This is a genomic window from Streptococcus sp. Marseille-Q0941 (assembly GCF_943736975.1).
GTDB lineage: Bacteria > Bacillota > Bacilli > Lactobacillales > Streptococcaceae > Streptococcus.
Genome location: NZ_CALSFO010000007.1, coordinates 1 through 23,328 on the forward strand (window position 1 = coordinate 1; position 23,328 = coordinate 23,328).

The window sequence follows — 23,328 nt, forward strand, 5'->3', positions numbered from 1 at the left end:
ACTGTGTTCGGCTAGGAGAAAAAATTATGAAAAAAGATAGTATCTGCCAAGTGAATATTATAAATCAACAAAATGTTACAACCGCAACGAACTACCTTGAAAAGGAAAAAGTCCAAAAATCACTTCGCATTTTATCAAAATTTACCGATAATAAACAGATAAATATCATCTTTTATCTCCTTGCCGTCGAAGAACTCTGTGTCTGCGATATAGCCTGTTTACTAAATCTCAGTATGGCATCTGCCTCCCACCATCTTCGTAAACTAGCCAATCAAAACATCTTGGACACTAGAAGAGAGGGGAAAATTATATATTATTTTATAAAAGATGAGGAAATCAGAGATTTTTTTAATCAACTAGGATAACAACTATTTTTACTACTCTACCATTCACTCTACCTTTTATTATGTAGCATTCTAAAAACATTGATGTACCAACGTTTCTAACAGCTAAAATAGAAATTAATTAATCTTTTATAGAAGTGAAGTAAGCATTCAATACGAATCAATACATAAGAAAAACGCTGATTTTAAGCGTTTTTTCTTTTTTCAATTTCAATACAATTCACTATATTTCAGTTCAATCTCTACCTTTTTCTCTACCTTTTTTGCCTCTAATTTATTTGATTTATTCATTTTATCAATGTACATTTGGTAGAAAAAAGAATACAGGACCAATAAATTCCTGTATTCCTAAAATAACTTAGAATAGATATGATAATGATGCGACTAACATGATTATAGTGCAAATTATTTTACCGACTTTTGCATGTTGTTTGAACAATTTATCAGATAAAAGAATCAATACAAGAGCAACACAAAATAAAGTGGTTCTTAAAATAGAAATAGTCATGGTCCATACTCCTTTCTCTATTTTATCAAGCAAATAACTAAGTTGAATAGTAATGATCTAATCTTCTAATATGTCCATTATGTCCATCTGTTCTAGTGGAAAAGTTTGTTCTTTGATCACCAATCGGTCTCTTTATCTATCTTAATTATAGTACGAACATCGATATTAAACCAATAAATGTATTTATTTTTTATAGCTTGACATTTTTGCGCTTTTGACAAGAATGGATACATATTGCAAACGAACTCCTAAAAAGGTAGTGACTTAAATTCTCTCTACCTTTTTACTGTTCCGCTTTTTGAGAGCGCTTGAAATATGTTATAATAAAACTAGATTAATTTATAGGAGGCAGACCGTGGGAAATTTCATTGAGCTAGTCTTTTATCGTTTCTTTTTGGGGATGATTGCGACGGCTTATTTTTGGTTATTGACACTAGCAGGAGGAGTGGTCTTTGGTATAGCGCCCGCTAGTGCAACTCTCATGAGTTTATATGCTGAACACGGCTATTCTTACCGTGCTTATCGTTTCAAGGAAGCATGGGATTTATTTAAGAGCAATTTTGTCAAAAGCAATCTCAGTTTCTACACCTTTATAGGGATTGACTTACTCTTGATTTATGGCTTGTATTTGATGATTCAGTTGCCAAACCAGACCATTATCCACTTGGCAGCAACATTTCTAAATATCTTTTTAGTAGCCTTGGTATTTTTGGCCTATACGGTATCTTTAAAATTACAGGTTTACTTTGAATTGTCCTATAAAAATACCTTAAAGCTTGCCTTTATCGGAATTTTTATGAGTTTGTCAGCAGTGGCCAAGGTTCTCCTTGGTAGTGTCTTGTTAGCCATTATTGGTTTCTATATGCCAGCCCTTATCGCCTTTGTAGGTATTGGAATGTGGCACTTCTTTATTAGTGATTTATTGGAGCCTGTTTATGAAAGTATTCATGAAAAATTGGCAACCAAATAAGACCAAACAATTCCGCCTTCACTCACTCCTACGAATCTATAGTCTGGTAATGATGATCATCATTTCCTGCTTTGCCCTCTTGATTTCTTATGTGGACTGGGATATGCGTGAAAGGGAAGCCAATCGTGTTGGTCAGCGTGTTCTCGCTCGTACTGTTGATGAAGTTGAATACTACTATCGGGAGTCAAACCGCCTAGCCCAGAGTTTAGTGGATAATCAAGCTCGGATTGAAGGGATTTACAAGTATTTTAGCCTCAGTACGCCAGATTATTTTTATTGGCAGTTAGAACGCAAGGCGTCACCCTATATTTCCGTTTCCATTTATGAAAATATCGATGATATATACGTGCGAAATGATTTTGTAACAGGTATTTCGATTGTTCTACAAGATTCGACGGATGTATTTGTTTCCAAAAGAGAAAACCGAGGTGGGCAGAAGATTCCAGCTGAGAGCTTTAAACCGGATGCTAATAGTTTCGCTATTCCAGTATCGGATCCAATTTCTGACCAGGCTCTTGGTGTTATCTATATTTCCGTAGAACCAGAAGTTCTCTATAAGGCGATTGACAATACCAGGGGAACAATGCCTGTAGCAGTAACGGTCATTGCACCATATGAAACAGATATGTTCTATATTGGGGCGAAGGGAAGGAATGAATCTTGGTTGGTAGGAACAACTGCCCATGGATATCAAGTTCGAGTAGCTGTACCAAAGGATTATGTTTGGAGTGGGACTTTAGCGAATTCGGCACTTATTTTAGGTTTGAGCGCCCTCTTTATCATCATTTTATATATGACCTTAAGAAGGACCTTTTCTGACTATCAAAGTCAGGTTGTGGACTTGGTGGACTCCATTCAAGCCATTACAAAGGGAGAACACACCAAGAGAATTGATACAGATAAAAAGGATCAGGAATTGCTACTCATTGCTGAATCAACAAATGATATGTTGGATCGACTGGAAAGTAATATCCACGATATTTATCAACTGGAACTCAATCAAAAAGATGCTAATATGCGAGCCTTACAAGCTCAAATTAATCCGCATTTTATGTACAATACTCTAGAATTTTTGCGAATGTATGCAGTGATGGAGAACCAAAACGAGCTAGCAGATATCATCTATGAGTTCAGTAGTCTCCTGCGCAATAATATCTCTGACGAGCGAGAAACGACCCTCAAACAAGAAGTGGAGTTTTGTCGGAAGTACAGTTATCTCTGTATGGTTCGCTATCCAAAATCCATTGCCTATGGATTTAAGATTGACCCTGAATTGGAAGAAATGCGTATTCCAAAGTTCACCCTCCAACCTTTAGTGGAAAATTATTTTGCCCATGGAGTTGACCACAGAAGAACAGACAATGTTATCAGTATCAAGGCTTTGAAAAAAAATGGCTATGTCGAAATTTTAGTAACCGATAATGGCCGTGGAATGTCTGCTGAAAAACTAGCAGAAATTCAAGCTAAACTGGCTCAAAGAACCTTTGAACACACAGCGGATTATAAGGAACAGCGACAGTCTATTGGAATTGTGAATATCCACGAACGCTTTGTGCTTTACTTTGGAGACCGCTATAACATTAGTATAGAATCTGCTGAACAAAAGGGTGTTCAATATCGAATCACCATTCAGGATGAAGAGAAAGGATAAACATGTATAAAGTACTATTAGTTGATGATGAGTACATGATTACAGAAGGACTTAAGCGTTTGATCCCTTTTGAAAAATGGGATATGGAAGTCGTTGCAACGGCCAATCATGCCGACGACGCTTTGGATTATGTCCGAGAGCATCCCGTAGATATCGTCATTTCTGATGTCAACATGCCTGACAAGACAGGACTTGAAATGATTGGGGAGATGAAGGAACTCTTGCCAGAGGCTTACTATATCCTTCTCTCAGGCTATCAAGAATTTGAATATGTCAAGAAAGCCATGAACCTCAATGTTGTAGATTATCTTGTCAAACCAGTTGATAAGGTTGAGCTGGAGCATTTGCTCGAGAAAATTCTTGGTCAGCTTCGTGAGAAAGGGCATGAGCCAGAAATGTTAAGTCAAAAGTTAGACGACGAAGCATTTAAAGCACACCTGTCTCAAAAAGAAAACTGGTGGATTGGCCTTTCCCAAGAGAAACAAGGGGATTTTGTCATTCCTTACTATGTTTTAGGTCAGGACTGGCAGATTGTGATTGCAGCTCAGAAATTCGATGGTTTACTTGTCATGCCTTTTGAGTTGCCTTATCAGGCAAACTTTGAAAAATGGAAGTTTGACGTTGAAAAAGCACTTTTCTATGGAACTGTCAATCTAGATCAGTCTGAAAGTCTCTTTTCTTATTATGAACCCATCTATCGAGTGATTATCCAAGGAAATCTTCAGCAGATTATCGAAGAGTTGAATTTGCTTGAGAAGATTGTGTTGGAAAACACACCAAGGGTATCCATTACCAAGCAACTCTTTACACAGTTTGTCATGGATGTTTTCCATCTTTTTGAACATTTGAAAGCGGACGATATGACAGATATTGTCAAGAACATTCATGCCATTACAAACTTTGAAAACTTAGTGGCTTATACCAAGGAAACCTTGACGTCCTTCTTTGGTCAATATCGTATGAATGAAAATGTCGTCAGTGTACTTGAAGTTATTGGTAGAGATTATAAAAAAGAGCTGTCTCTTAAGGATATCAGCAAGGATCTTTTTATCAATCCTGTGTATTTAGGTCAGTTAATCAAGAAGGAAACCAATTCAACCTTTGCGGAGCTTCTCAATAAACAGCGCATCAAGGCTGCCCAACAACTCTTGCTGTCTACAAACGATAGTATTGAGGATATTTGCTATACGGTTGGTTACAGTAATGTAGGCTATTTCTACAAGGTTTTTCGAAAACTATGTGGAAAGTCTCCGAAGGCCTACCGCAAGCAGATTGAGGTCACCCTCTAAGGTTTGTTATCCATTTTAAAATATGCTATAATAAATTCAAAAATATGAGGAGGTTACTTTTATGAAAAAGAAACCAATCTATCTATGGGTATTACTGATTTTTTCAGCCTTACTCTCAGCAATGTCACTATTTGGGATCATCTCTCCAGTACCTACTGCAGAAAGTATGGGTAATATTGAGACATCAGGTGTAGATGCTACTTATGCTAAGGAATTGATTGCATACACGATTAAAGCAGCTGAACATGGTCATTCAATTATCAACATTATCTTAGTTATCTTATCAGCTATTCTAGTTGTTGTTGCTTTGATTTTCCTCGTGCGTAAAAATATTCAGTTGGCCAATTATACCTATATCAGTTACGTCTTGCTAGCTATTCTTGGTTCTATTTATAACTTTGTAGGAGTTCAAGATGCACTTTCACTTTTTACAGACCCTAATGTTCGTATGGGGGCTGAACTAGGTGCTAAAGGTTCTGCTATTTTTGGGATCGTACTCAATGTTATCTTTCTAGCAATCGTCTTCTATAAAATATGGCAGCAACAAAAAGAATTAACAGAATCTCAAGAGGAAGAACTCGTCTAAGAGTTGACAAAGGATAACTATCAAGATACAATCTTGGTAGTTATTTTTTTGGATTCGAGAAAGAGGGAGGAAAAGATGAAAAAAATTTCCTTAGTTTATATCAGTCTGAGCGGCAACACGGAGAGTTTTGTAACACGTTTGAAAGCTTATTTGTTGGAGCAGTATGCGAACATTGAAGTAGAAAAAATTCATATTAAAGACTTGGTCAAGGAAGGAGAAGACTTCTTTGAGATGACCAACCTATATGTGGCTTTTCTACCGACTTATCTAGAAGGTGGCAATGGTGTTGACAATGGTGATGTAGAAATTTTGACCACTCCGGTAGGTGACTTTATCGCATATGGTGACAATGCTAGCAAGTGTTTTGGTGTTGTAGGATCTGGTAATCGTAACTTTAATAACCAATACTGTTTAACGGCCAAGCAATACAGTCAACGTTTTGGTTTCCCTGTTTTAGCTGATTTTGAGATGCGAGGCATGTTGGGAGATATCAAGAAGGTTGCAGGGATTATTGCAAAACTGTACGAACTTGAGGTTTCGTAAGAGGCAGATTTCCTAAGCTAGAGTTTTAACCTATGGATAATGGAATTACTAGGACTTATTATTCTTGTAGGTGTTTTAACGATCAGTGGACAATAAAAAAGACTCGAGAAATGTCATCTCGAGTCTTTTTATGATTTGCGAATTTCGTCAACGATTTCTTTTGAAATGGGAATTCCTAAACGGTAACCTTTGTTGATGTAATCAATGACATCATTGATATTTTCTATCGTTTGAATTTTCTCTGTGATAGTTGCACGAAAAGCTGGATCTTTCAATAGTTGGTCTTGAAGCAGTCTTTGAAGTTTCTCTTTTTCATATTTATTGACAAGAAATAGAAAAAGAAGACTGAGAACAACTAGGATATAAGCGTATTGGCTCATAAAATTCTCCCTAAGTGATAAAGAAGTAGGTGGCAAGAGAAAGGCGAAGTATCTTCGCCTTTCGGGTGATAATACTATGAAGCAGATAGCTAGTCCGCATAAAAGCGGCTAGCGTCTAACAATTAGGAACATTAGTTCCAATGACTGTAAGATTACGACATGCATTCAAATAAATCAATATTATTTATGTTACAGAACTAGTGAAGCGCCAAGCCAAAGTCCGAATAAGATTTGGCGTTAGTTACTTAGATTGTTCTGCAATCAAGTGATTTTACAGATTACGACATGCATTCAAATAAATCGATATTATTTATTTGAATGCATTAGTAAGGCGTTTAGGTAAATCGCCTGATAGCGATTACCGTCAAGAGACTAGAAACTTTAGTTCCAATTGTTAGTACTGAATCACATCTTCTCTGGTGCCTCTACACCCAGCAAACGAAGGGCTTCTTTGAGGACAACTGCTGTTGCATAGCTAAGGGCTAGTCGACTGTCACGTTCTGGACTTTCATCCAAGATACGAGTGTGGGCATAGTATTTATTAAAGGCTTGCGCTAAACTAATTGCAAATTTAGCAACGATTGAAGGTTCGTAGTTGTCAGCAGCACGTTTAATAATACGTGGGAAGTCCTGAATGAGCTTGATGATTTCCCAGCTTTCAGCATCGTTCAAGCTATAGTTGGCACCTGCTTCAGGTTTGAAATCAGCTTTACGCAAGATTGATTGGATACGAGCATAGGCATATTGAACATAAGGACCAGTTTCTCCTTCAAAGGATACCATGGCTTCAAGGTCGAAGTCATACCCATTTGTACGGTCAGTTTTAAGGTCATAGAATTTAATGGCACCGACTCCAACAGCATGAGCAACCTGGTCTTTATTTTCAAGTTCAGGATTTTTGGCTTCAATTTGCGCTTTCGCACGGCTGATTGCTTCTGCGACAGTTGGCTCTAGCAGGATAACATTCCCTTTACGAGTAGAAAGTTTCTTCCCTTCTTTTGTTACCAATCCAAATGGGACATGGACAATGTCTTGGCTCCAATCGTAACCCATCTCCTGTAAGACAGCCTTGAGTTGTTTAAAGTGAGCTGATTGCTCTTGACCAACAACATAGATTGATTTGGCAAATTGGTATTCGTTTTTACGGTAGAGGGCTGCAGCCAAGTCACGTGTGATGTAAAGGGTAGCACCATCGGATTTCTTGATAAGAGCTGGGTGTTCAATTCCATATTTTTCAAGATTAACAACTTGGGCACCCTCAGATTCAACAAGCAGTCCTTTTTCAGCTAGGATATCTACGACTGCATCCATTTTGTCATTGTAGAAGGCTTCTCCGTTATAGCTATCGAATTCAACTTGTAACTCATTGTAAAGACGGTTAAACTCTACCAAGCTTTCATCGCGGAACCATTGCCAAAGAGCGAGAGCTTCCTCATCGCCGTTTTCAAGTTTGCGGAACCATTCGCGTGCTTCTTCATCCAAGCTTGGGTCATTTTCAGCTTCAGCATTGATGCGGACATAGAGCTTGAGGAGTTCATCGATTGGATGAGCTTTGACAGCTTCCTCGTTACCCCATTTTTTGTAGGCGACAATCAACATCCCAAACTGTTTGCCCCAGTCTCCCAAGTGGTTGACCTTGACAGTCTGATAACCAATCTTTTGGAAGATATGTGACAAGCTATCTCCGATAACGGTTGAACGAAGGTGACCGATTGAAAATGGTTTAGCGATGTTAGGGCTAGACATGTCGATAACAACATTTTCGTGCTTGCCAATCTCTTGGTCAGCGTAGTGCTCTTGTTCAGTGATAACGTCTTGTAGTACTTGACAAGAAATGGCAGCCTTATCAAGGAAAAAGTTGACGTATGGTCCAGTTGCTACCACCTTTTCAAAGGTTTGGCTATTAATCTTTTCAGCAAGTTCTGCTGCAATCATTTGAGGAGCTTTACGTTCAACCTTTGCCAATGAAAAGGCAGGGAAGGCGATATCTCCCATATCTGAGTTTTTAGGTGTTTCTAGTAAATTTAAAATAGCCTCTTGGTCCAGGCTATCAATGACGCTAGCTAACTCGCTAGCAATCAATTCTTTTGTATTCATTTAGGGCTCCTTTAGGGCTTTTCTACTATTTTATCACAATTTACTACATTTTTTTTGAAAGAAGAGATATTTTTTGAAATATCCAGTTTTTTTGATATAATATTCTTACTAAAAAAATGTAAAATGTTATAAATATGCACTTGAAAGGATCTTATGAGAAAAAGAGAACGTCATCAGCTGATCAAGCGAATGATTACAGAAGAAAAATTAGGAACTCAAAAGGAAATTCAAGATCGATTGGAAGCCTGTGATGTCTTTGTGACACAAACGACATTATCCCGTGATTTGCGAGAGCTTGGCTTAACCAAAGTTAAGAAAAACGATGTTGTCTACTATGTACTAGCAAATGAGACAGAGAAGATTGATTTGGTCGAATTTCTTTCGCACCACTTAGAGGGTGTTGCAAGGGCTGAATTTACCCTGGTTCTCCATACGAAACTTGGAGAAGCATCTGTTTTAGCCAATGTAGTCGATTCAAATAAAGATGGGTGGATCTTAGGTACAGTTGCTGGAGCCAATACCCTTTTGGTTATCTGTAAAGATCAACATGCTGCTAAAGTCATGGAAGAACGCTTGCTTGAGCTAATGGAAAATAGATAAGGTCTTGAGAGCTTCTCTCAGGACTGTTTTTACAAGGAGAGAGTAAATGACTACTGAAAAATTATCACCTGGGATGCAACAGTATGTGGATATCAAAAAACAATATCCAGATGCTTTTTTGCTTTTTCGCATGGGTGATTTTTATGAGTTGTTTTATGAAGATGCCGTCAATGCTGCACAGATACTAGAAATCTCACTGACCAGTCGCAATAAAAATGCTGAAAATCCTATTCCTATGGCAGGTGTACCCTATCACTCTGCCCAACAGTACATCGATGTCCTAGTTGAGCGTGGCTACAAGGTTGCCATCGCTGAACAGATGGAAGATCCCAAACAAGCTGTGGGTGTCGTTAAACGTGAAGTTGTTCAGGTTATTACACCAGGGACAGTCGTTGACAGTAGCAAGCCAGATAGTCAGAACAACTTTTTGGTAGCTATTGATCGTAATGGGTCTCAATATGGTTTGGCCTACATGGACCTGGTGACAGGTGATTTTTATGTGACAGGACTATCAGATTTTTCTCTAGTCTGTGGTGAAATCCGCAATCTCAAGGCCAGAGAAGTAGTGCTTGGTTACGAACTATCCGAAGCGGAAGAACAGATTCTCAGTCGTCAAATGAATCTCGTACTTTCCTATGAACAAGAAATCTATGAAGATCTACATCTGTTAGATTCAGAATTGGCATCTGTTGAAGGAGCAGCTAGTGGTAAACTTCTCCAGTATGTCCATCGGACACAGATGAGAGAATTGAACCACTTGAAGCCTGTTATCCGTTATGAAATCAAAGATTTCTTGCAGATGGATTTTGCGACCAAGGCTAGTCTTGATTTGGTTGAAAATGCTCGCTCAGGCAAGAAACAAGGCAGTCTTTTCTGGTTGCTAGATGAGACTAAAACTGCCATGGGGATGCGTCTTCTACGTTCTTGGATTCAACGTCCTTTGATTGATAAGGAACGAATCGTCCAACGTCAAGAGGTGGTGCAGGTCTTTCTTGACCACTTCTTTGAGCGTAGTGATTTGACAGACAGCCTCAAGGGAGTTTATGATATCGAACGTTTGGCTAGTCGTGTTTCTTTTGGCAAAACCAATCCCAAAGACCTCTTGCAATTAGCCACTACCTTAGGAAGTGTTCCACGAATTCGAGCAATTTTAGAAGGAATGGAGCAACCAGCTCTAACTTATCTCATTGAACAACTAGATGCTATCCCTGAGTTGGAAAGCCTGATAAGTGCTTCCATTGCCCCTGAGGCTCCTCATGTGATTACAGAGGGAGGAATTATTCGAACAGGCTTTGATGAGACCTTGGATAAATACCGTCGTGTGCTGAGAGAAGGGACCAGCTGGATTGCTGAGATCGAGGCCAAGGAAAGAGAAAACTCTGGCATCAATAATCTCAAGATTGACTACAATAAAAAAGACGGTTACTATTTCCATGTGACCAACTCGCAGTTAGGGAATGTTCCAGCCCACTTTTTCCGTAAGGCTACGCTAAAAAACTCGGAACGTTTTGGAACAGAGGAGTTGGCGCGTATCGAGGGAGAAATGCTAGAGGCGCGTGAGAAATCCGCAAACCTAGAGTACGAAATCTTTATGCGAATCCGTGAGGAGGTTGGCAAGTATATTCAACGCCTGCAAGCCCTAGCTCAAGGAATCGCTACTGTCGATGTCTTGCAAGGCTTGGCAGTTGTGGCAGAAAAGCAACACCTGATTCGACCAGAGTTTGGACAAGATTCTAGAATTGATATCCAAAATGGTCGTCACGCTGTTGTTGAGAAAGTCATGGGAGCCCAGACTTATATTCCGAACAGCATCCAAATGGATGAAGCTACCAGTATCCAGCTGATTACAGGACCTAACATGAGCGGGAAGTCAACTTATATGCGTCAGTTGGCTATAACAGCAGTTATGGCCCAGATGGGATCATATGTGCCCGCAGAAAGTGCTCGTTTGCCAATCTTTGATGCGATCTTCACTCGTATTGGTGCAGCGGATGACTTGGTTTCAGGTCAATCCACCTTTATGGTCGAGATGATGGAGGCTAATAATGCTATTAGTCATGCGACTGAGAAATCCCTGATTCTCTTTGATGAGTTGGGACGCGGAACGGCAACCTATGACGGCATGGCTTTAGCCCAGTCTATCATTGAGTACATCCATGAGCATATCGGTGCCAAGACTCTCTTTGCAACGCACTACCATGAATTAACAAGTCTGGAAGCTAGTCTTGAACATCTAGTAAATGTACATGTGGCTACGCTGGAACAAAATGGTCAGGTTACTTTCCTTCATAAGATAGAACCAGGACCAGCTGACAAATCATACGGTATCCATGTAGCGAAGATTGCTGGACTACCGGCAGACTTGCTAAAAAGAGCTGATACTATTTTAGCTCAGTTAGAGAGTCAAGGCCAGGGTAATCCACTTTCTATCAATCAAAGGAACGTTGTCAATGAGCAAATGTCTCTCTTTGATGAAAAAGAAGAAAGTCCTATCCTAGCAGAATTGGCTGAAGTAGATGTTTACAATATGACACCGATGCAAGCCATGAACCTCTTGCTAGAATGGAAGCAAACATTATAAGCAAAAACCCACTCACAAAACGGAGTGGGTTTTTGGGTCTTATTTTTTCTTAGCTAATAGTTGGTTGATATGGGCAACCTTCTTTGATTCTCTTTTATAGAGAATCGTCCAAATGATGAGGTAGACGATGGCAAACTCTGGGATGAGTTGGAGGAGGAAGAGCCAGTTTAATGGGAACCAGCCTGCTAGGATTGCTAAAGGGACAAAGCCTAGTAGCATGAGGAAGAAGTGAGTGACAGTCGCACGAAGAAGGCTCCAATCTTGAGAGAATAGACGGCTACCAAAACTAAAGAGTACTCCAATAGCTGCCCAGATAACCGTAGAGTAAAGTAAGACTAGGGAACCATGGACTTGATGCTCTCTCATGAATTGACCAACGGGCGATTCATAGCTTAGAGGTGCGTAGTAGCTTGGTGAATAGATAAAAGAAAAGATAATAGATAGGGTGAGGCCGATGAGGATACCAGTTGTGGCATCGTGGAATACTTGTTTTTTCATAGTTCTAATTTCTCCTTAATAGTTTTGAGGTAACGGCGAGATGAGTAGGTGAAACTGTCGTTTTTTAGATAGATTTCAATCAAGCCGTTAGAGGTTAATTTTAGATGACTGATTGCATCAATGTTGACAATTTCGGATTGGGAAATTTGGATAAAGGAAGCAGGTAGGGTTTCACTTGCTTGGTAGAGACGAATGTCAAGTGTATAGGTTTGGCTATCCGTTTCGGCCAGAACCTTACGATTTTCAATGTAGACACGCTGAATTTTGCTAATCTGAATCAAGTAGACTTGGTCTTGGAATTTTCCTTTAAGAGTTTCTTTTTGTTCAAGATTTTGTACAAAGTCCTGAACTTTTTGAACTCGAGTGGACAAGATTGGCGCTTCGATTATGATTTGTTCTTCAGTATGTTGTGCATCAATGTCAAGTCTGACTTTCATAATTTCTCCTTTATAAAGTTGTAATAGAGATCTCTTGCTTACAAATCTATTAAACACCATTTTGTCGACAAATACAAGAAGCTTTGTCTATGTGGTCGGTTGAAGAGTCTATCTGGTAGGCGAACGTTTTCAGATAGATTTATGATCCAAGAAGTCAAAAAATAAGAAGAAATATATTGACAAAAATAGAAAAAAAGTGGTACAATGTTAGACGGTACTTTTTACTTTTGGTCTCTCAAGAGTGTACAGGGACGTGCTGACAAATGTTGCAAAAGTACACACAGATGATAGCTGTCACCAAGTGTATCATCACCAAAAATAAAAAAACACAGGAGAATGTAGATGCCTACAATTAACCAATTGGTTCGCAAACCGCGTAAATCAAAAGTAGAAAAATCTAAATCACCAGCTTTGAACGTTGGTTACAACAGTCATAAAAAAGTTCAAACAAACGTTTCTTCACCACAAAAACGTGGTGTTGCAACTCGTGTTGGAACTATGACACCTAAAAAACCTAACTCTGCCCTTCGTAAATTCGCTCGTGTACGTTTGAGCAACCTTATCGAAGTTACTGCCTACATCCCAGGTATCGGACACAACTTGCAAGAGCACAGCGTGGTGCTTCTTCGCGGTGGACGTGTAAAAGACCTTCCAGGGGTACGTTACCATATCGTCCGTGGTGCACTTGATACTGCAGGTGTTAACGATCGTAAACAAGGCCGTTCTAAATACGGTACTAAACGTCCGAAAAAAGCATAAGGAAAGGGGATAAAGAGAAATGAGTCGTAAAAATAGAGCTCCAAAACGTGAAGTATTGCCAGATCCGCTTTACAATTCACAACTAGTTACTCGTCTTATCAACCGCGTTATGCTTGATGGTAAACGTGGTACAGCTGCTTCAATCGTTTACGGTGCTTTTGAGCAAATCAAAGAAGCTACTGGTAACGATGCACTTGAAGTCTTTGAAACAGCTATGGAAAACATCATGCCTGTACTTGAAGTACGTGCACGTCGTGTTGGTGGATCTAACTACCAAGTTCCAGTTGAAGTTCGTCCAGAACGTCGTACAACACTTGGACTTCGTTGGTTGGTAACAATCGCTCGCCTTCGTGGTGAACACACAATGCAAGACCGTCTTGCAAAAGAAATCTTGGACGCTGCTAACAACACTGGTGCAGCAGTTAAGAAACGTGAAGACACTCACCGTATGGCTGAAGCTAACCGTGCCTTCGCACACTTCCGTTGGTAAGATAGGATGCGAAAGCGTTAAGAAAGTCCAAGAGAAAATAGGGAATCGAAGTAGGTTGCGATTGCAACCAATGAGATTCATCTTTTTCTCCAGACTTTTAGCTTGAGTTCAACTTAGCTAACTTAAGCTTTAGCCCGAGTTCAATTCAACTTCCCATCTCACAAGTTGAAACCAACAAAAACATGAAAACATTGAGAACGGGTAGGTCCTGCCTATCCGTTTTTATTAAAATCGTGTTATAATAGAATAGAAATTAAAATAAATAGGAGAAACAAACCTCATGGCACGCGAATTTTCACTTGAAAAAACTCGTAATATCGGTATCATGGCTCACGTCGATGCTGGTAAAACAACAACTACTGAGCGTATTCTTTACTACACTGGTAAAATCCACAAAATCGGTGAAACTCACGAAGGTGCGTCACAAATGGACTGGATGGAGCAAGAGCAAGAACGTGGTATCACTATCACATCTGCTGCGACAACAGCTCAATGGAACAACCACCGCGTAAACATCATCGATACACCAGGACACGTGGACTTCACAATCGAAGTACAGCGTTCTCTTCGTGTATTGGATGGTGCAGTTACCGTTCTTGACTCACAATCAGGTGTTGAGCCTCAAACTGAAACAGTTTGGCGTCAAGCAACTGAGTACGGAGTTCCACGTATCGTATTTGCCAACAAAATGGACAAAATCGGTGCTGACTTCCTTTACTCAGTAAGCACACTTCACGATCGTCTTCAAGCAAACGCACACCCAATCCAATTGCCAATCGGTGCTGAAGATGACTTCCGTGGTATCATCGACTTGATCAAGATGAAAGCTGAAATCTATACGAACGACCTTGGTACAGATATCCTTGAAGAAGACATCCCAGCTGAATACCTTGACCAAGCTCAAGAGTACCGTGAAAAATTGGTGGAAGCAGTTGCTGAAACTGATGAAGACTTGATGATGAAATACCTTGAAGGTGAAGAAATCACTAACGAAGAATTGAAAGCTGCTATCCGTAAAGCGACTATCAACGTTGAATTCTTCCCAGTATTGTGTGGTTCAGCCTTCAAGAACAAGGGTGTTCAATTGATGCTTGATGCGGTTATCGACTATCTTCCAAGCCCACTTGACATCCCAGCGATCAAAGGTATCAACCCAGATACAGATGAAGAAGAAACTCGTCCTGCATCTGATGAAGAGCCATTTGCAGCTCTTGCCTTCAAGATCATGACTGACCCATTCGTAGGTCGTTTGACATTCTTCCGTGTTTACTCAGGTGTTCTTCAATCAGGTTCTTACGTATTGAACACTTCTAAAGGTAAACGTGAACGTATCGGACGTATCCTTCAAATGCACGCTAACAGCCGTCAAGAAATCGACACTGTTTACTCAGGTGATATCGCTGCTGCCGTTGGTTTGAAAGATACTACAACTGGTGACTCATTGACAGATGAAAAAGCTAAAATCATCCTTGAGTCAATCAACGTTCCAGAACCAGTTATCCAATTGATGGTTGAGCCAAAATCTAAAGCTGACCAAGACAAGATGGGTATCGCCCTTCAAAAATTGGCTGAAGAAGATCCAACATTCCGCGTTGAAACAAACGTTGAAACTGGTGAAACAGTTATCTCTGGTATGGGTGAACTTCACCTTGACGTCCTTGTTGACCGTATGCGCCGTGAGTTCAAAGTTGAAGCGAACGTAGGTGCTCCTCAAGTATCTTACCGTGAAACATTCCGCGCTTCTACTCAAGCACGTGGATTCTTCAAACGTCAGTCTGGTGGTAAAGGTCAATTCGGTGATGTATGGATTGAATTTACTCCAAACGAAGAAGGTAAAGGATTCGAATTCGAAAACGCAATCGTCGGTGGTGTGGTTCCTCGTGAATTTATCCCAGCGGTTGAAAAAGGTTTGGTAGAATCTATGGCTAACGGTGTTCTTGCAGGTTACCCAATGGTTGACGTGAAAGCTAAGCTTTACGATGGTTCATACCACGATGTCGACTCATCAGAAACTGCCTTCAAGATCGCGGCTTCACTTGCCCTTAAAGAAGCTGCGAAGACTGCACAACCAGCTATCCTTGAGCCAATGATGCTTGTAACAATCACTGTTCCAGAAGAAAACCTTGGTGATGTTATGGGTCACGTAACTGCTCGTCGTGGACGTGTAGATGGTATGGAAGCTCACGGTAACAGCCAAATCGTTCGTGCTTACGTTCCACTTGCTGAAATGTTTGGTTACGCAACAGTTCTTCGTTCTGCATCTCAAGGACGTGGTACATTCATGATGGTATTCGACCACTACGAAGATGTACCTAAGTCAGTACAAGAAGAAATCATTAAGAAAAACAAAGGTGAAGACTAATTTGTCGCCACTATAAAAGAAGTCACTTTGTGGCTTCTTTTTCAGCTGTTGTGGGTTGAATAAAAGCTAACATCTGAGTCTAGGACAATAGTCCCTTGTCTCCCAAAAAAAGCAATGGTTTTTGCCGTTGCTTTTTGCATATTTGCGATAGTCTTTGTAAAATATAATTTCACAATAAACTATTTAGAAAAGCTATTCCATGTATATTCACTATAACAAAAATCAAACAACTTTATCATTAGAAATCAGTTCATTCTTGCCGCAAGATCATCTCGTTTTACTATTGAAAAAGTGGTGAATACCTTGGAGGAACGACACGTCCACGCCTTCTATCACGCCTTTAGTCGCCGTCTTATCACCCTAAAATGCTTTTATCTACTCTTTTGTTTGCCTATTCACAAGGGATTTTCTCTGAAAGGTCAGTTAATAAGAGGTGAAGTATCTTGAAGAAGATATCAGAGGATTTCATTGGTTGCTGGGCTAATAAATGGCAAGTTAATCGCTCCAATGACTTACGAAGAGACGATGACGAGCGACTTTTTTGAAGCTTGGTTTCAGAAGTTTCTCTTACCAACATTAAACACGCCATCAGTTATTATTATGGATAATGCAAGATTCCATAGAATGGGTAAGCTAGAGCTCTTATGTGAAGAATTTGGGCATGAACTTTTACCTCTTCCTCCCTACTCACCTGAGTACAATCCTATTGAGAAGAAATGGGCTCATATTAAAAAGCATCTCAAAAAGGTATTACCAATTGCAATACTTTTTCCGAGGCTCTTTTATCTTATTCTTGTTTCAATTGAATATAAAAATTCTAAAAAGTGTTGAAAAAGGCTTGACAAAGGGATTCGGGGGGGGTATAATATAGGAGATATATTACAAAGTAAATTAGGAGTGATAAGATGTCAAGAATAAAACGTTATAAACATGATCGAAAAAAGGCTATCAAGTTGGAGAAACTTGCTTTGCTTGGTCTAGCAACTGTGACGGTTGGTCTGGCTGGAGCAAGCCTTGCACAGGCAGAGGAAACGGTAGCAGAAACACCAAAAACCCTAGTTGATACCCCAGAAGCTAAGGAAAAGGAGCAAACAGCAGAAAAGAATACGGACTCTACTAAGGAAACTTCTAATCAACTACCAGATAAAGAAAAGAAGACGGTTGAGGGAGAGAAACCAGCTTTGCAAACAGTTACCTTTGATGTAGTTGAAGTATATCACTTTTTCCAAGCTGGTGGTCGAGGGGATGCTGAATTGTCCCGAAAAACAATCACTCTCAAGCCGGGAGAAAGCTACACCTTAAAGGCCAATACCTATAAGGATTTTGAGCTTGATGATTATAAAGAAGGCTATGATTATAAGGAAAACCTTAAGAATATCGGCAGAACCATTACCAATGACGGCTCTGAGCAAATCCAAAAGGAGTATATTATCACCTTCCAAGAAATTATCAGGGAGGTTCCAAACCCTACAGACTCGACCAGCCCAGATATCTATGCTAGTAAGATAAAGCATGATACAACCGTGAGGGTATATCATCTTATAGATTGGGATGAGCAGAATAGGAAAGGACAGTGGGGGTTGACAAGAACTTATAGCCTTCCCCTTGGGAAACGTTTTGACCCTAAAGACCTTGCAAATCCTGCCTATGGAACCTTGTTGAAGTATGAAGTGTTTGATACTGCTGTAGGGATAGTAGCAGCAAGTGTATACTACAAATCTCACCCAAAGGAGACACTTGTTTCTCCTACAACGAATGTTTCTGTTTCTCTAACAGGAGCAGATGTTGCCACGGTTGATAAGATCATAGCGGACAAGGTTTTAGATACCACTATTCTGGCTAAACTCCCAGCAGAACTTCCAGCCAAAAATGTTGAACTTTACGATGTTAAGACTCAAAAGGCAGATGGTAGTTTTGTACAAATTTCAGGAGAAGCAACTGTAACGATTCCTGTGGATCCTAATCGTAAAGTAGAAAAAGTAATCTACTTCTTACCAGAAACGGGAGCAGTTGAGGAACTGCCGTTTGAATTGAGTGCTGATGGAAAATATGTTCATTTCAAAGTTTCTCACTTCTCAAATTATGGGGTTGTTTATCAATCTCAAAATACTGAGAAACCAAATCCACAGCCAGATCCAGCACCACAGCCGAACCCAGCACCGCAGCCTAATCCTGTACCTCAACCAGATCCAGCACCACAGCCGAATCCTGCACCGCAACCAGATTCTACACCACAGCCGAATCCGGCACCACAACCGGAACTAAACCTGAAACCTCAGGATAATGGTAAGAATAAGGATTCTAGGAGTCTGTCTGAGGAGCCGAAAAAAATTGAAGATGTGAAGTCTGGTCCATCTAAGAAAGAAATAGAAAAGACTGAAGATAAAGAAAAAGCTTTACCAAAAACAGGAGAAAATAGTAGTCTTTTAGGCTCAGTTGGAGCAGTATTACTAGGAATGATGACGCTCCTTAAATTCTCTTTCAAGAAGAAAAGAAACTAGTGTTTATTAAAAAAAGTTGAATAAAAGCTAACATCTGGAGAGGACAATCGTTGTCCTCTCCATTTTTATATTGGCTCTTTGGTAGAAATAGCTAAAATTACCTCAAATATGGTAAAATAGAAGGAGTATATTGTGAGGAAAATGGATGTCAACCACTTTTGAAATTTTAATGAATCAGTTGGGAATTCCGGCTGAAATGAGAAATCATGAGGCCTTCTCCCAGGCTGAAATTGAACAAGTTATTGTACACAAACAAAGTAACATTTGGGAGTTTCGTTTTGTATTTGAAAATATCCTCCCCTTTGAACTCTTTTTAGCGTTGAAGAAGGGATTGAAAGAAGAATTTTCAAAAACGGGAAACCAAGCGACTTTCGAGATTAAAACGAAATATCAAGATTTTTCAAGAGAGCTTCTACAGGCCTACTATCGGGAGGCTTTTTCAGATGGCCCTTGTTCTAGTCAAGGCTTTCGGACCATGTATCAGGATTTTCAGGTTCGATTTGAAAATGATCAGTTGATTATTGAGGCCTCTGAAGCAGCAGATACAGAGCATTTCAGAAAAAATCATCTGCCAAATCTTAGCAAACAACTGGAACTTTTTGGTTTTCCTAAGTTTACGTGTCACTTAGAGAAAAATGAGGACCTGACCAAGGAAGAACAAGAAGCCTTCCATACAGAGAATCAAATGATTGTTCAGGCTGCCAATGATGAGACTCTTCGAGCTATGGAACAGTTAGAACAGATGGCGCCTCCTCCTCCAGTTGAGGACAAACCTGTCTTTGATTTTCAAGCCAAGAAGGTTGCTGCTAAGCCTAAACTTGACAAGGCAGAGATTACTCCGATGATCGAGGTCAATACCGAAGAAAATCGTCTGGTTTTTGAAGGAGTTGTCTTTGATGTGGAGCATAAGGTGACTAGAACGGGTCGTGTCTTGATTAACTTCAAGATGACGGACTATACGTCTAGTTTCTCTATGCAAAAATGGGTCAAAAATGAAGAGGAAGCTCAGAAGTTTGATATCATCAAGAAAAATTCATGGCTCCGTGTTCGTGGAAATGTCGAGGTCAATAATTTCACACGAGATTTGACCATGAATGTACAAGATGTGCAGGAAGTAGTTCACTATGAACGTAAGGATTTGATGCCAGAAGGCGAGCGTCGTGTTGAGTTTCATGCCCATACCAATATGTCGACGATGGATGCTCTTCCTGAGGTCGAAGAAATTGTTGGAACAGCAGCCAAATGGGGCCACAAAGCAGTGGCAATCACAGACCATGGAAATGTTCAGTCCTTTCCTCACGGCTATAAGGCTGCCAAGAAAGCTGGTATTCAGCTCATTTATGGAATGGAAGCCAATATCGTTGAAGACCGTGTTCCTATCGTCTATAACGAAATTGAGATGAACCTTTCTGAAGCGACTTATGTAGTCTTTGATGTGGAAACGACAGGTCTTTCAGCCATCTATAATGACTTGATTCAGGTTGCGGCATCCAAGATGTATAAGGGGAATATCATTGCTGAGTTTGATGAATTTATCAATCCAGGGCATCCCTTATCAGCCTTTACAACGGAATTGACTGGAATTACCGATGACCATGTAAAAAATGCTAAACCCTTGGTTCAAGTTCTGAAAGAATTCCAAGAATTCTGTAAAGATACCGTTCTTGTAGCCCATAATGCGACCTTTGACGTTGGCTTTATGAATGCAAACTACGAGCGTCACGGTCTTCCAAAAATTACTCAACCTGTCATCGATACGCTAGAGTTCGCTAGAAATCTCTATCCAGAGTACAAGCGACATGGTTTGGGACCCTTGACTAAACGTTTTGGTGTAGCTCTAGAACACCACCACATGGCCAACTATGATGCGGAAGCAACTGGCCGTCTGCTCTTTATCTTTATCAAAGAAGTAGCAGAAAAACACGGTGTGACAGACTTAGCACGATTAAACCTTGATTTAATCAGTCCGGATTCTTATAAGAAAGCTCGTGTCAAGCATGCGACAATCTATGTAAAAAATCAAGTGGGCTTGAAAAATATCTTTAAGCTGGTGTCTCTCTCAAATACCCAGTATTTTGAAGGGGTTCCACGGATTCCACGTACGGTGCTGGATGCCCATCGAGAAGGTTTGATCTTAGGTTCAGCCTGTACGGAAGGGGAAGTCTTTGATGCAGTCGTATCACAGGGTGTAGATGCGGCAGTCGAAGTAGCTAAATACTATGATTTTATCGAGGTGATGCCTCCGGCTATCTATGCACCTCTGATTGCCAAAGAGCAGGTCAAGGATATGGAGGAGCTTCAGACCATCATCAAGAGCTTGATTGAGGTCGGAGCCCGTCTCGGTAAGCCAGTTCTTGCGACAGGAAACGTCCACTATATCGAACCTGAGGATGAGATTTATCGGGAGATCATCGTGCGAAGTATAGGTCAGGGAGCTATGATTAACCGGACTATCGGTCATGGAGAAGCTGCCCAACCAGCTCCGCTACCCAAGGCACATTTTAGAACGACCAATGAAATGTTGGACGAATTTGCTTTTCTAGGGGAAGACTTGGCTCGCAAGATTGTCATTGAAAATACTAACGCTATGGCAGAAATTTTTGAGCCTGTTGAGGTCGTTAAAGGCGACTTGTATACACCATTCATTGATCAAGCCGAGGAAACGGTCGCCGAGTTAACCTATAAAAAAGCTTTTGAAATCTATGGAAATCCACTCCCAGATATCGTTGATTTACGAATTGAAAAAGAACTAACCTCTATTCTGGGGAATGGATTCGCCGTGATTTATCTGGCTTCGCAAATGCTAGTGCACCGTTCAAACGAACGAGGCTACTTGGTTGGTTCCCGTGGGTCTGTTGGATCTAGTTTTGTTGCGACCATGATTGGGATTACCGAGGTAAATCCTCTCTCTCCTCACTATGTCTGTGGTCAGTGTCAGTACAGTGAGTTTATTACCGATGGTTCTTACGGTTCAGGTTTTGATATGCCAAATAAAGACTGTCCAAACTGTGGCTACAAACTCAGCAAAAATGGACAGGATATTCCTTTCGAGACCTTCCTTGGTTTTGATGGGGATAAGGTACCTGATATCGATTTGAACTTCTCAGGTGAAGACCAGCCTAGCGCCCACTTGGACGTCCGCGATATCTTTGGGGAAGAATATGCCTTCCGTGCAGGAACGGTAGGTACGGTGGCTGCTAAGACAGCCTATGGATTTGTCAAGGGTTACGAGCGTGACTATGGCAAATTCTACCGAGAAGCCGAAGTGGAGCGTCTTGCTCAAGGAGCTGCCGGTGTTAAACGTACGACTGGTCAGCACCCAGGAGGAATCGTTGTTATCCCTAATTATATGGATGTCTATGACTTTACTCCTGTGCAATATCCTGCCGATGATGTCACTGCCGAATGGCAAACGACTCACTTTAACTTCCACGATATCGACGAGAACGTCCTCAAGCTTGATGTTCTAGGACATGATGATCCGACCATGATTCGGAAACTTCAGGACTTGTCTGGTATTGACCCAAATGAAATTCCTATGGATGATGAAGGCGTGATGGCTCTCTTTTCAGGTACAGATATCCTAGGAGTGACGCCTGAGCAAATCGGGACTTCAACTGGTATGCTTGGAATTCCAGAGTTTGGAACCAACTTTGTTCGTGGCATGGTTGATGAAACCCATCCGACAACCTTTGCGGAGTTGCTCCAGCTTTCAGGTCTGTCTCACGGTACCGACGTATGGTTGGGAAATGCCCAAGACTTGATTAAAGCTGGAATTGCGGACCTATCAACCGTTATCGGATGTCGGGATGACATCATGGTTTACCTCATGCATGCTGGTTTAGATCCGAAGATGGCCTTTACCATCATGGAGCGCGTGCGTAAGGGATTGTGGCTCAAAATATCAGAAGAAGAACGCAATGGTTATATCGAAGCCATGAAGGCCAATAATGTGCCTGAGTGGTATATCGAATCTTGTGGAAAAATCAAGTACATGTTCCCTAAAGCCCATGCGGCAGCCTACGTTATGATGGCCCTTCGCGTGGCCTACTTTAAGGTTCACCATCCGATTTATTATTATTGTGCTTACTTCTCAATCCGTGCTAAGGCCTTTGATATCAAAACTATGGGGGCAGGCTTGGACGCTATCAAACGCAAGATGCAAGAAATTGCTGAAAAACGTAAGAACAATGAAGCTTCCAACGTAGAAATTGACCTCTATACAACACTTGAAATCGTCAATGAGATGTGGGAACGTGGTTTCAAATTTGGGAAACTGGACCTCTATCGTAGTGATGCGACTGAATTCATCATTGATGGAGATACTCTTATCCCACCGTTTGTCGCGATGGATGGTCTGGGAGAGAACGTTGCCAAGCAATTGGTGCGCGCGCGCCAAGAAGGAGAATTCCTCTCTAAAACTGAATTGCGCAAGCGTGGAGGACTCTCATCAACCTTGGTTGAAAAGATGGATGAAATGGGAATTCTGGGCAATATGCCAGAGGATAACCAACTCAGCCTGTTTGATGATTTATTTTAATCTCTTGGAGGGGAAAAATGAAACTAAGAATTTTCGCGGAAGATAAACCGGCTGAGAAGGTGTTTGAGTATCAATTAGACCTTGCTGATCAGACCATTCTTCTATCAACTGCACTCTTGTCGGGTGCGATTGCACTGGCAGGGCTACTCTCTGCTTTGAATAAAGACTAAAAAATATAGAAAAGAGAAACAA

At 40.6% G+C, this 23,328-nt stretch carries 18 protein-coding genes and 2 pseudogenes; 16 read left to right on the forward strand and 4 right to left on the reverse strand.

Features of this window, described 5'->3' with window-relative positions; genetic code table 11:
* Nucleotides 1-26 precede the first annotated feature (26 nt).
* The 6 genes from cadX to nrdI all read left to right on the forward strand — a co-directional run bounded on the left by cadX (nucleotide 27) and on the right by nrdI (nucleotide 5,891).
* Complete coding sequence (gene cadX / locus NGI26_RS07450) at nucleotides 27-365, forward strand: Cd(II)/Zn(II)-sensing metalloregulatory transcriptional regulator CadX (RefSeq protein WP_000711085.1); 339 nt, start codon at nucleotides 27-29, stop codon at nucleotides 363-365.
* A gap of 842 nt (nucleotides 366-1,207) precedes the next feature.
* Nucleotides 1,208-1,822, forward strand: a complete 615-nt coding sequence (locus NGI26_RS07455) for a YesL family protein (RefSeq protein ID WP_251938350.1) — start codon at nucleotides 1,208-1,210, stop codon at nucleotides 1,820-1,822.
* On the forward strand, nucleotides 1,800-3,473 hold the full coding sequence (locus NGI26_RS07460; RefSeq protein WP_251938608.1) for a sensor histidine kinase: 1,674 nt from the start codon (nucleotides 1,800-1,802) through the stop codon (nucleotides 3,471-3,473). Before NGI26_RS07455 ends, NGI26_RS07460 begins: the two co-directional genes overlap by 23 nt.
* Before the next feature lie 2 nt (nucleotides 3,474-3,475).
* Nucleotides 3,476-4,762, forward strand: a complete 1,287-nt coding sequence (locus NGI26_RS07465) for a response regulator transcription factor (RefSeq protein ID WP_251938352.1) — start codon at nucleotides 3,476-3,478, stop codon at nucleotides 4,760-4,762.
* 61 nt (nucleotides 4,763-4,823) lie between these two features.
* Complete coding sequence (locus NGI26_RS07470; RefSeq protein ID WP_251938354.1) at nucleotides 4,824-5,348, forward strand: ABC transporter permease; 525 nt, start codon at nucleotides 4,824-4,826, stop codon at nucleotides 5,346-5,348.
* A 75-nt stretch (nucleotides 5,349-5,423) separates the two neighbouring features.
* A complete protein-coding gene (gene nrdI, locus NGI26_RS07475) occupies nucleotides 5,424-5,891 on the forward strand; it encodes a class Ib ribonucleoside-diphosphate reductase assembly flavoprotein NrdI (protein ID WP_251938356.1) in 468 nt (155 codons plus the stop codon).
* A gap of 128 nt (nucleotides 5,892-6,019) precedes the next feature.
* Here nrdI and NGI26_RS07480 read toward each other — a convergent pair whose 3' ends face one another.
* On the reverse strand, nucleotides 6,020-6,271 hold the full coding sequence (locus tag NGI26_RS07480; RefSeq protein WP_251938358.1) for a MarR family transcriptional regulator: 252 nt from the start codon (nucleotides 6,269-6,271) through the stop codon (nucleotides 6,020-6,022).
* A gap of 405 nt (nucleotides 6,272-6,676) precedes the next feature.
* Nucleotides 6,677-8,368 carry an arginine--tRNA ligase gene (gene argS / locus NGI26_RS07485; protein WP_251938360.1) on the reverse strand — a complete coding sequence of 564 codons (1,692 nt, stop codon included), beginning with the start codon at nucleotides 8,366-8,368 and terminating at the stop codon, nucleotides 6,677-6,679.
* Between the two features lie 153 nt (nucleotides 8,369-8,521).
* Between argS and argR the strand changes: the two genes are divergently transcribed.
* Nucleotides 8,522-8,968 (forward strand): arginine repressor, encoded by a 447-nt coding sequence (gene argR, locus NGI26_RS07490; protein ID WP_247913194.1) that lies wholly within the window; start codon nucleotides 8,522-8,524, stop codon nucleotides 8,966-8,968.
* A gap of 46 nt (nucleotides 8,969-9,014) precedes the next feature.
* Complete coding sequence (gene mutS / locus NGI26_RS07495; protein ID WP_251938362.1) at nucleotides 9,015-11,549, forward strand: DNA mismatch repair protein MutS; 2,535 nt, start codon at nucleotides 9,015-9,017, stop codon at nucleotides 11,547-11,549.
* 39 nt (nucleotides 11,550-11,588) lie between these two features.
* Here mutS and NGI26_RS07500 read toward each other — a convergent pair whose 3' ends face one another.
* Nucleotides 11,589-12,047, reverse strand: coding sequence for a DUF3021 domain-containing protein (locus NGI26_RS07500; RefSeq protein WP_251938364.1), 459 nt, complete (start codon nucleotides 12,045-12,047; stop codon nucleotides 11,589-11,591).
* On the reverse strand, nucleotides 12,044-12,484 hold the full coding sequence (locus NGI26_RS07505; protein ID WP_251938366.1) for a LytTR family DNA-binding domain-containing protein: 441 nt from the start codon (nucleotides 12,482-12,484) through the stop codon (nucleotides 12,044-12,046). The genes NGI26_RS07500 and NGI26_RS07505 overlap by 4 nt, the downstream gene beginning before the upstream one ends.
* Before the next feature lie 342 nt (nucleotides 12,485-12,826).
* Between NGI26_RS07505 and rpsL the strand changes: the two genes are divergently transcribed.
* The 8 genes and pseudogenes from rpsL (at nucleotide 12,827) to NGI26_RS07545 (ending at nucleotide 23,306) form a co-directional block, all read left to right on the forward strand.
* On the forward strand, nucleotides 12,827-13,243 hold the full coding sequence (gene rpsL, locus NGI26_RS07510) for a 30S ribosomal protein S12 (RefSeq protein ID WP_001142333.1): 417 nt from the start codon (nucleotides 12,827-12,829) through the stop codon (nucleotides 13,241-13,243).
* Nucleotides 13,244-13,262: 19 nt separating this feature from the next.
* Nucleotides 13,263-13,733: a 30S ribosomal protein S7 gene (gene rpsG / locus NGI26_RS07515; protein ID WP_004250722.1), complete on the forward strand. Its 471-nt coding sequence runs from the start codon at nucleotides 13,263-13,265 to the stop codon at nucleotides 13,731-13,733.
* 280 nt (nucleotides 13,734-14,013) lie between these two features.
* A complete protein-coding gene (fusA, locus tag NGI26_RS07520; protein ID WP_131200389.1) occupies nucleotides 14,014-16,095 on the forward strand; it encodes an elongation factor G in 2,082 nt (693 codons plus the stop codon).
* Nucleotides 16,096-16,294: 199 nt separating this feature from the next.
* Nucleotides 16,295-16,526 (forward strand): annotated as a pseudogene (locus NGI26_RS09330) (transposase); the annotation flags it as partial.
* A pseudogene (locus NGI26_RS07530) lies at nucleotides 16,498-16,901 on the forward strand (transposase); the annotation flags it as partial. The pseudogenes NGI26_RS09330 and NGI26_RS07530, both read left to right, overlap by 29 nt.
* Before the next feature lie 99 nt (nucleotides 16,902-17,000).
* Complete coding sequence (locus tag NGI26_RS07535; RefSeq protein ID WP_251938387.1) at nucleotides 17,001-18,596, forward strand: LPXTG cell wall anchor domain-containing protein; 1,596 nt, start codon at nucleotides 17,001-17,003, stop codon at nucleotides 18,594-18,596.
* Nucleotides 18,597-18,741: 145 nt separating this feature from the next.
* Entirely contained in the window at nucleotides 18,742-23,136 is a 4,395-nt protein-coding gene (locus NGI26_RS07540) for a PolC-type DNA polymerase III (RefSeq protein WP_251938389.1), read from the forward strand.
* Between the two features lie 17 nt (nucleotides 23,137-23,153).
* Nucleotides 23,154-23,306 (forward strand): hypothetical protein, encoded by a 153-nt coding sequence (locus tag NGI26_RS07545; protein ID WP_251938391.1) that lies wholly within the window; start codon nucleotides 23,154-23,156, stop codon nucleotides 23,304-23,306.
* Nucleotides 23,307-23,328: the final 22 nt, after the last annotated feature.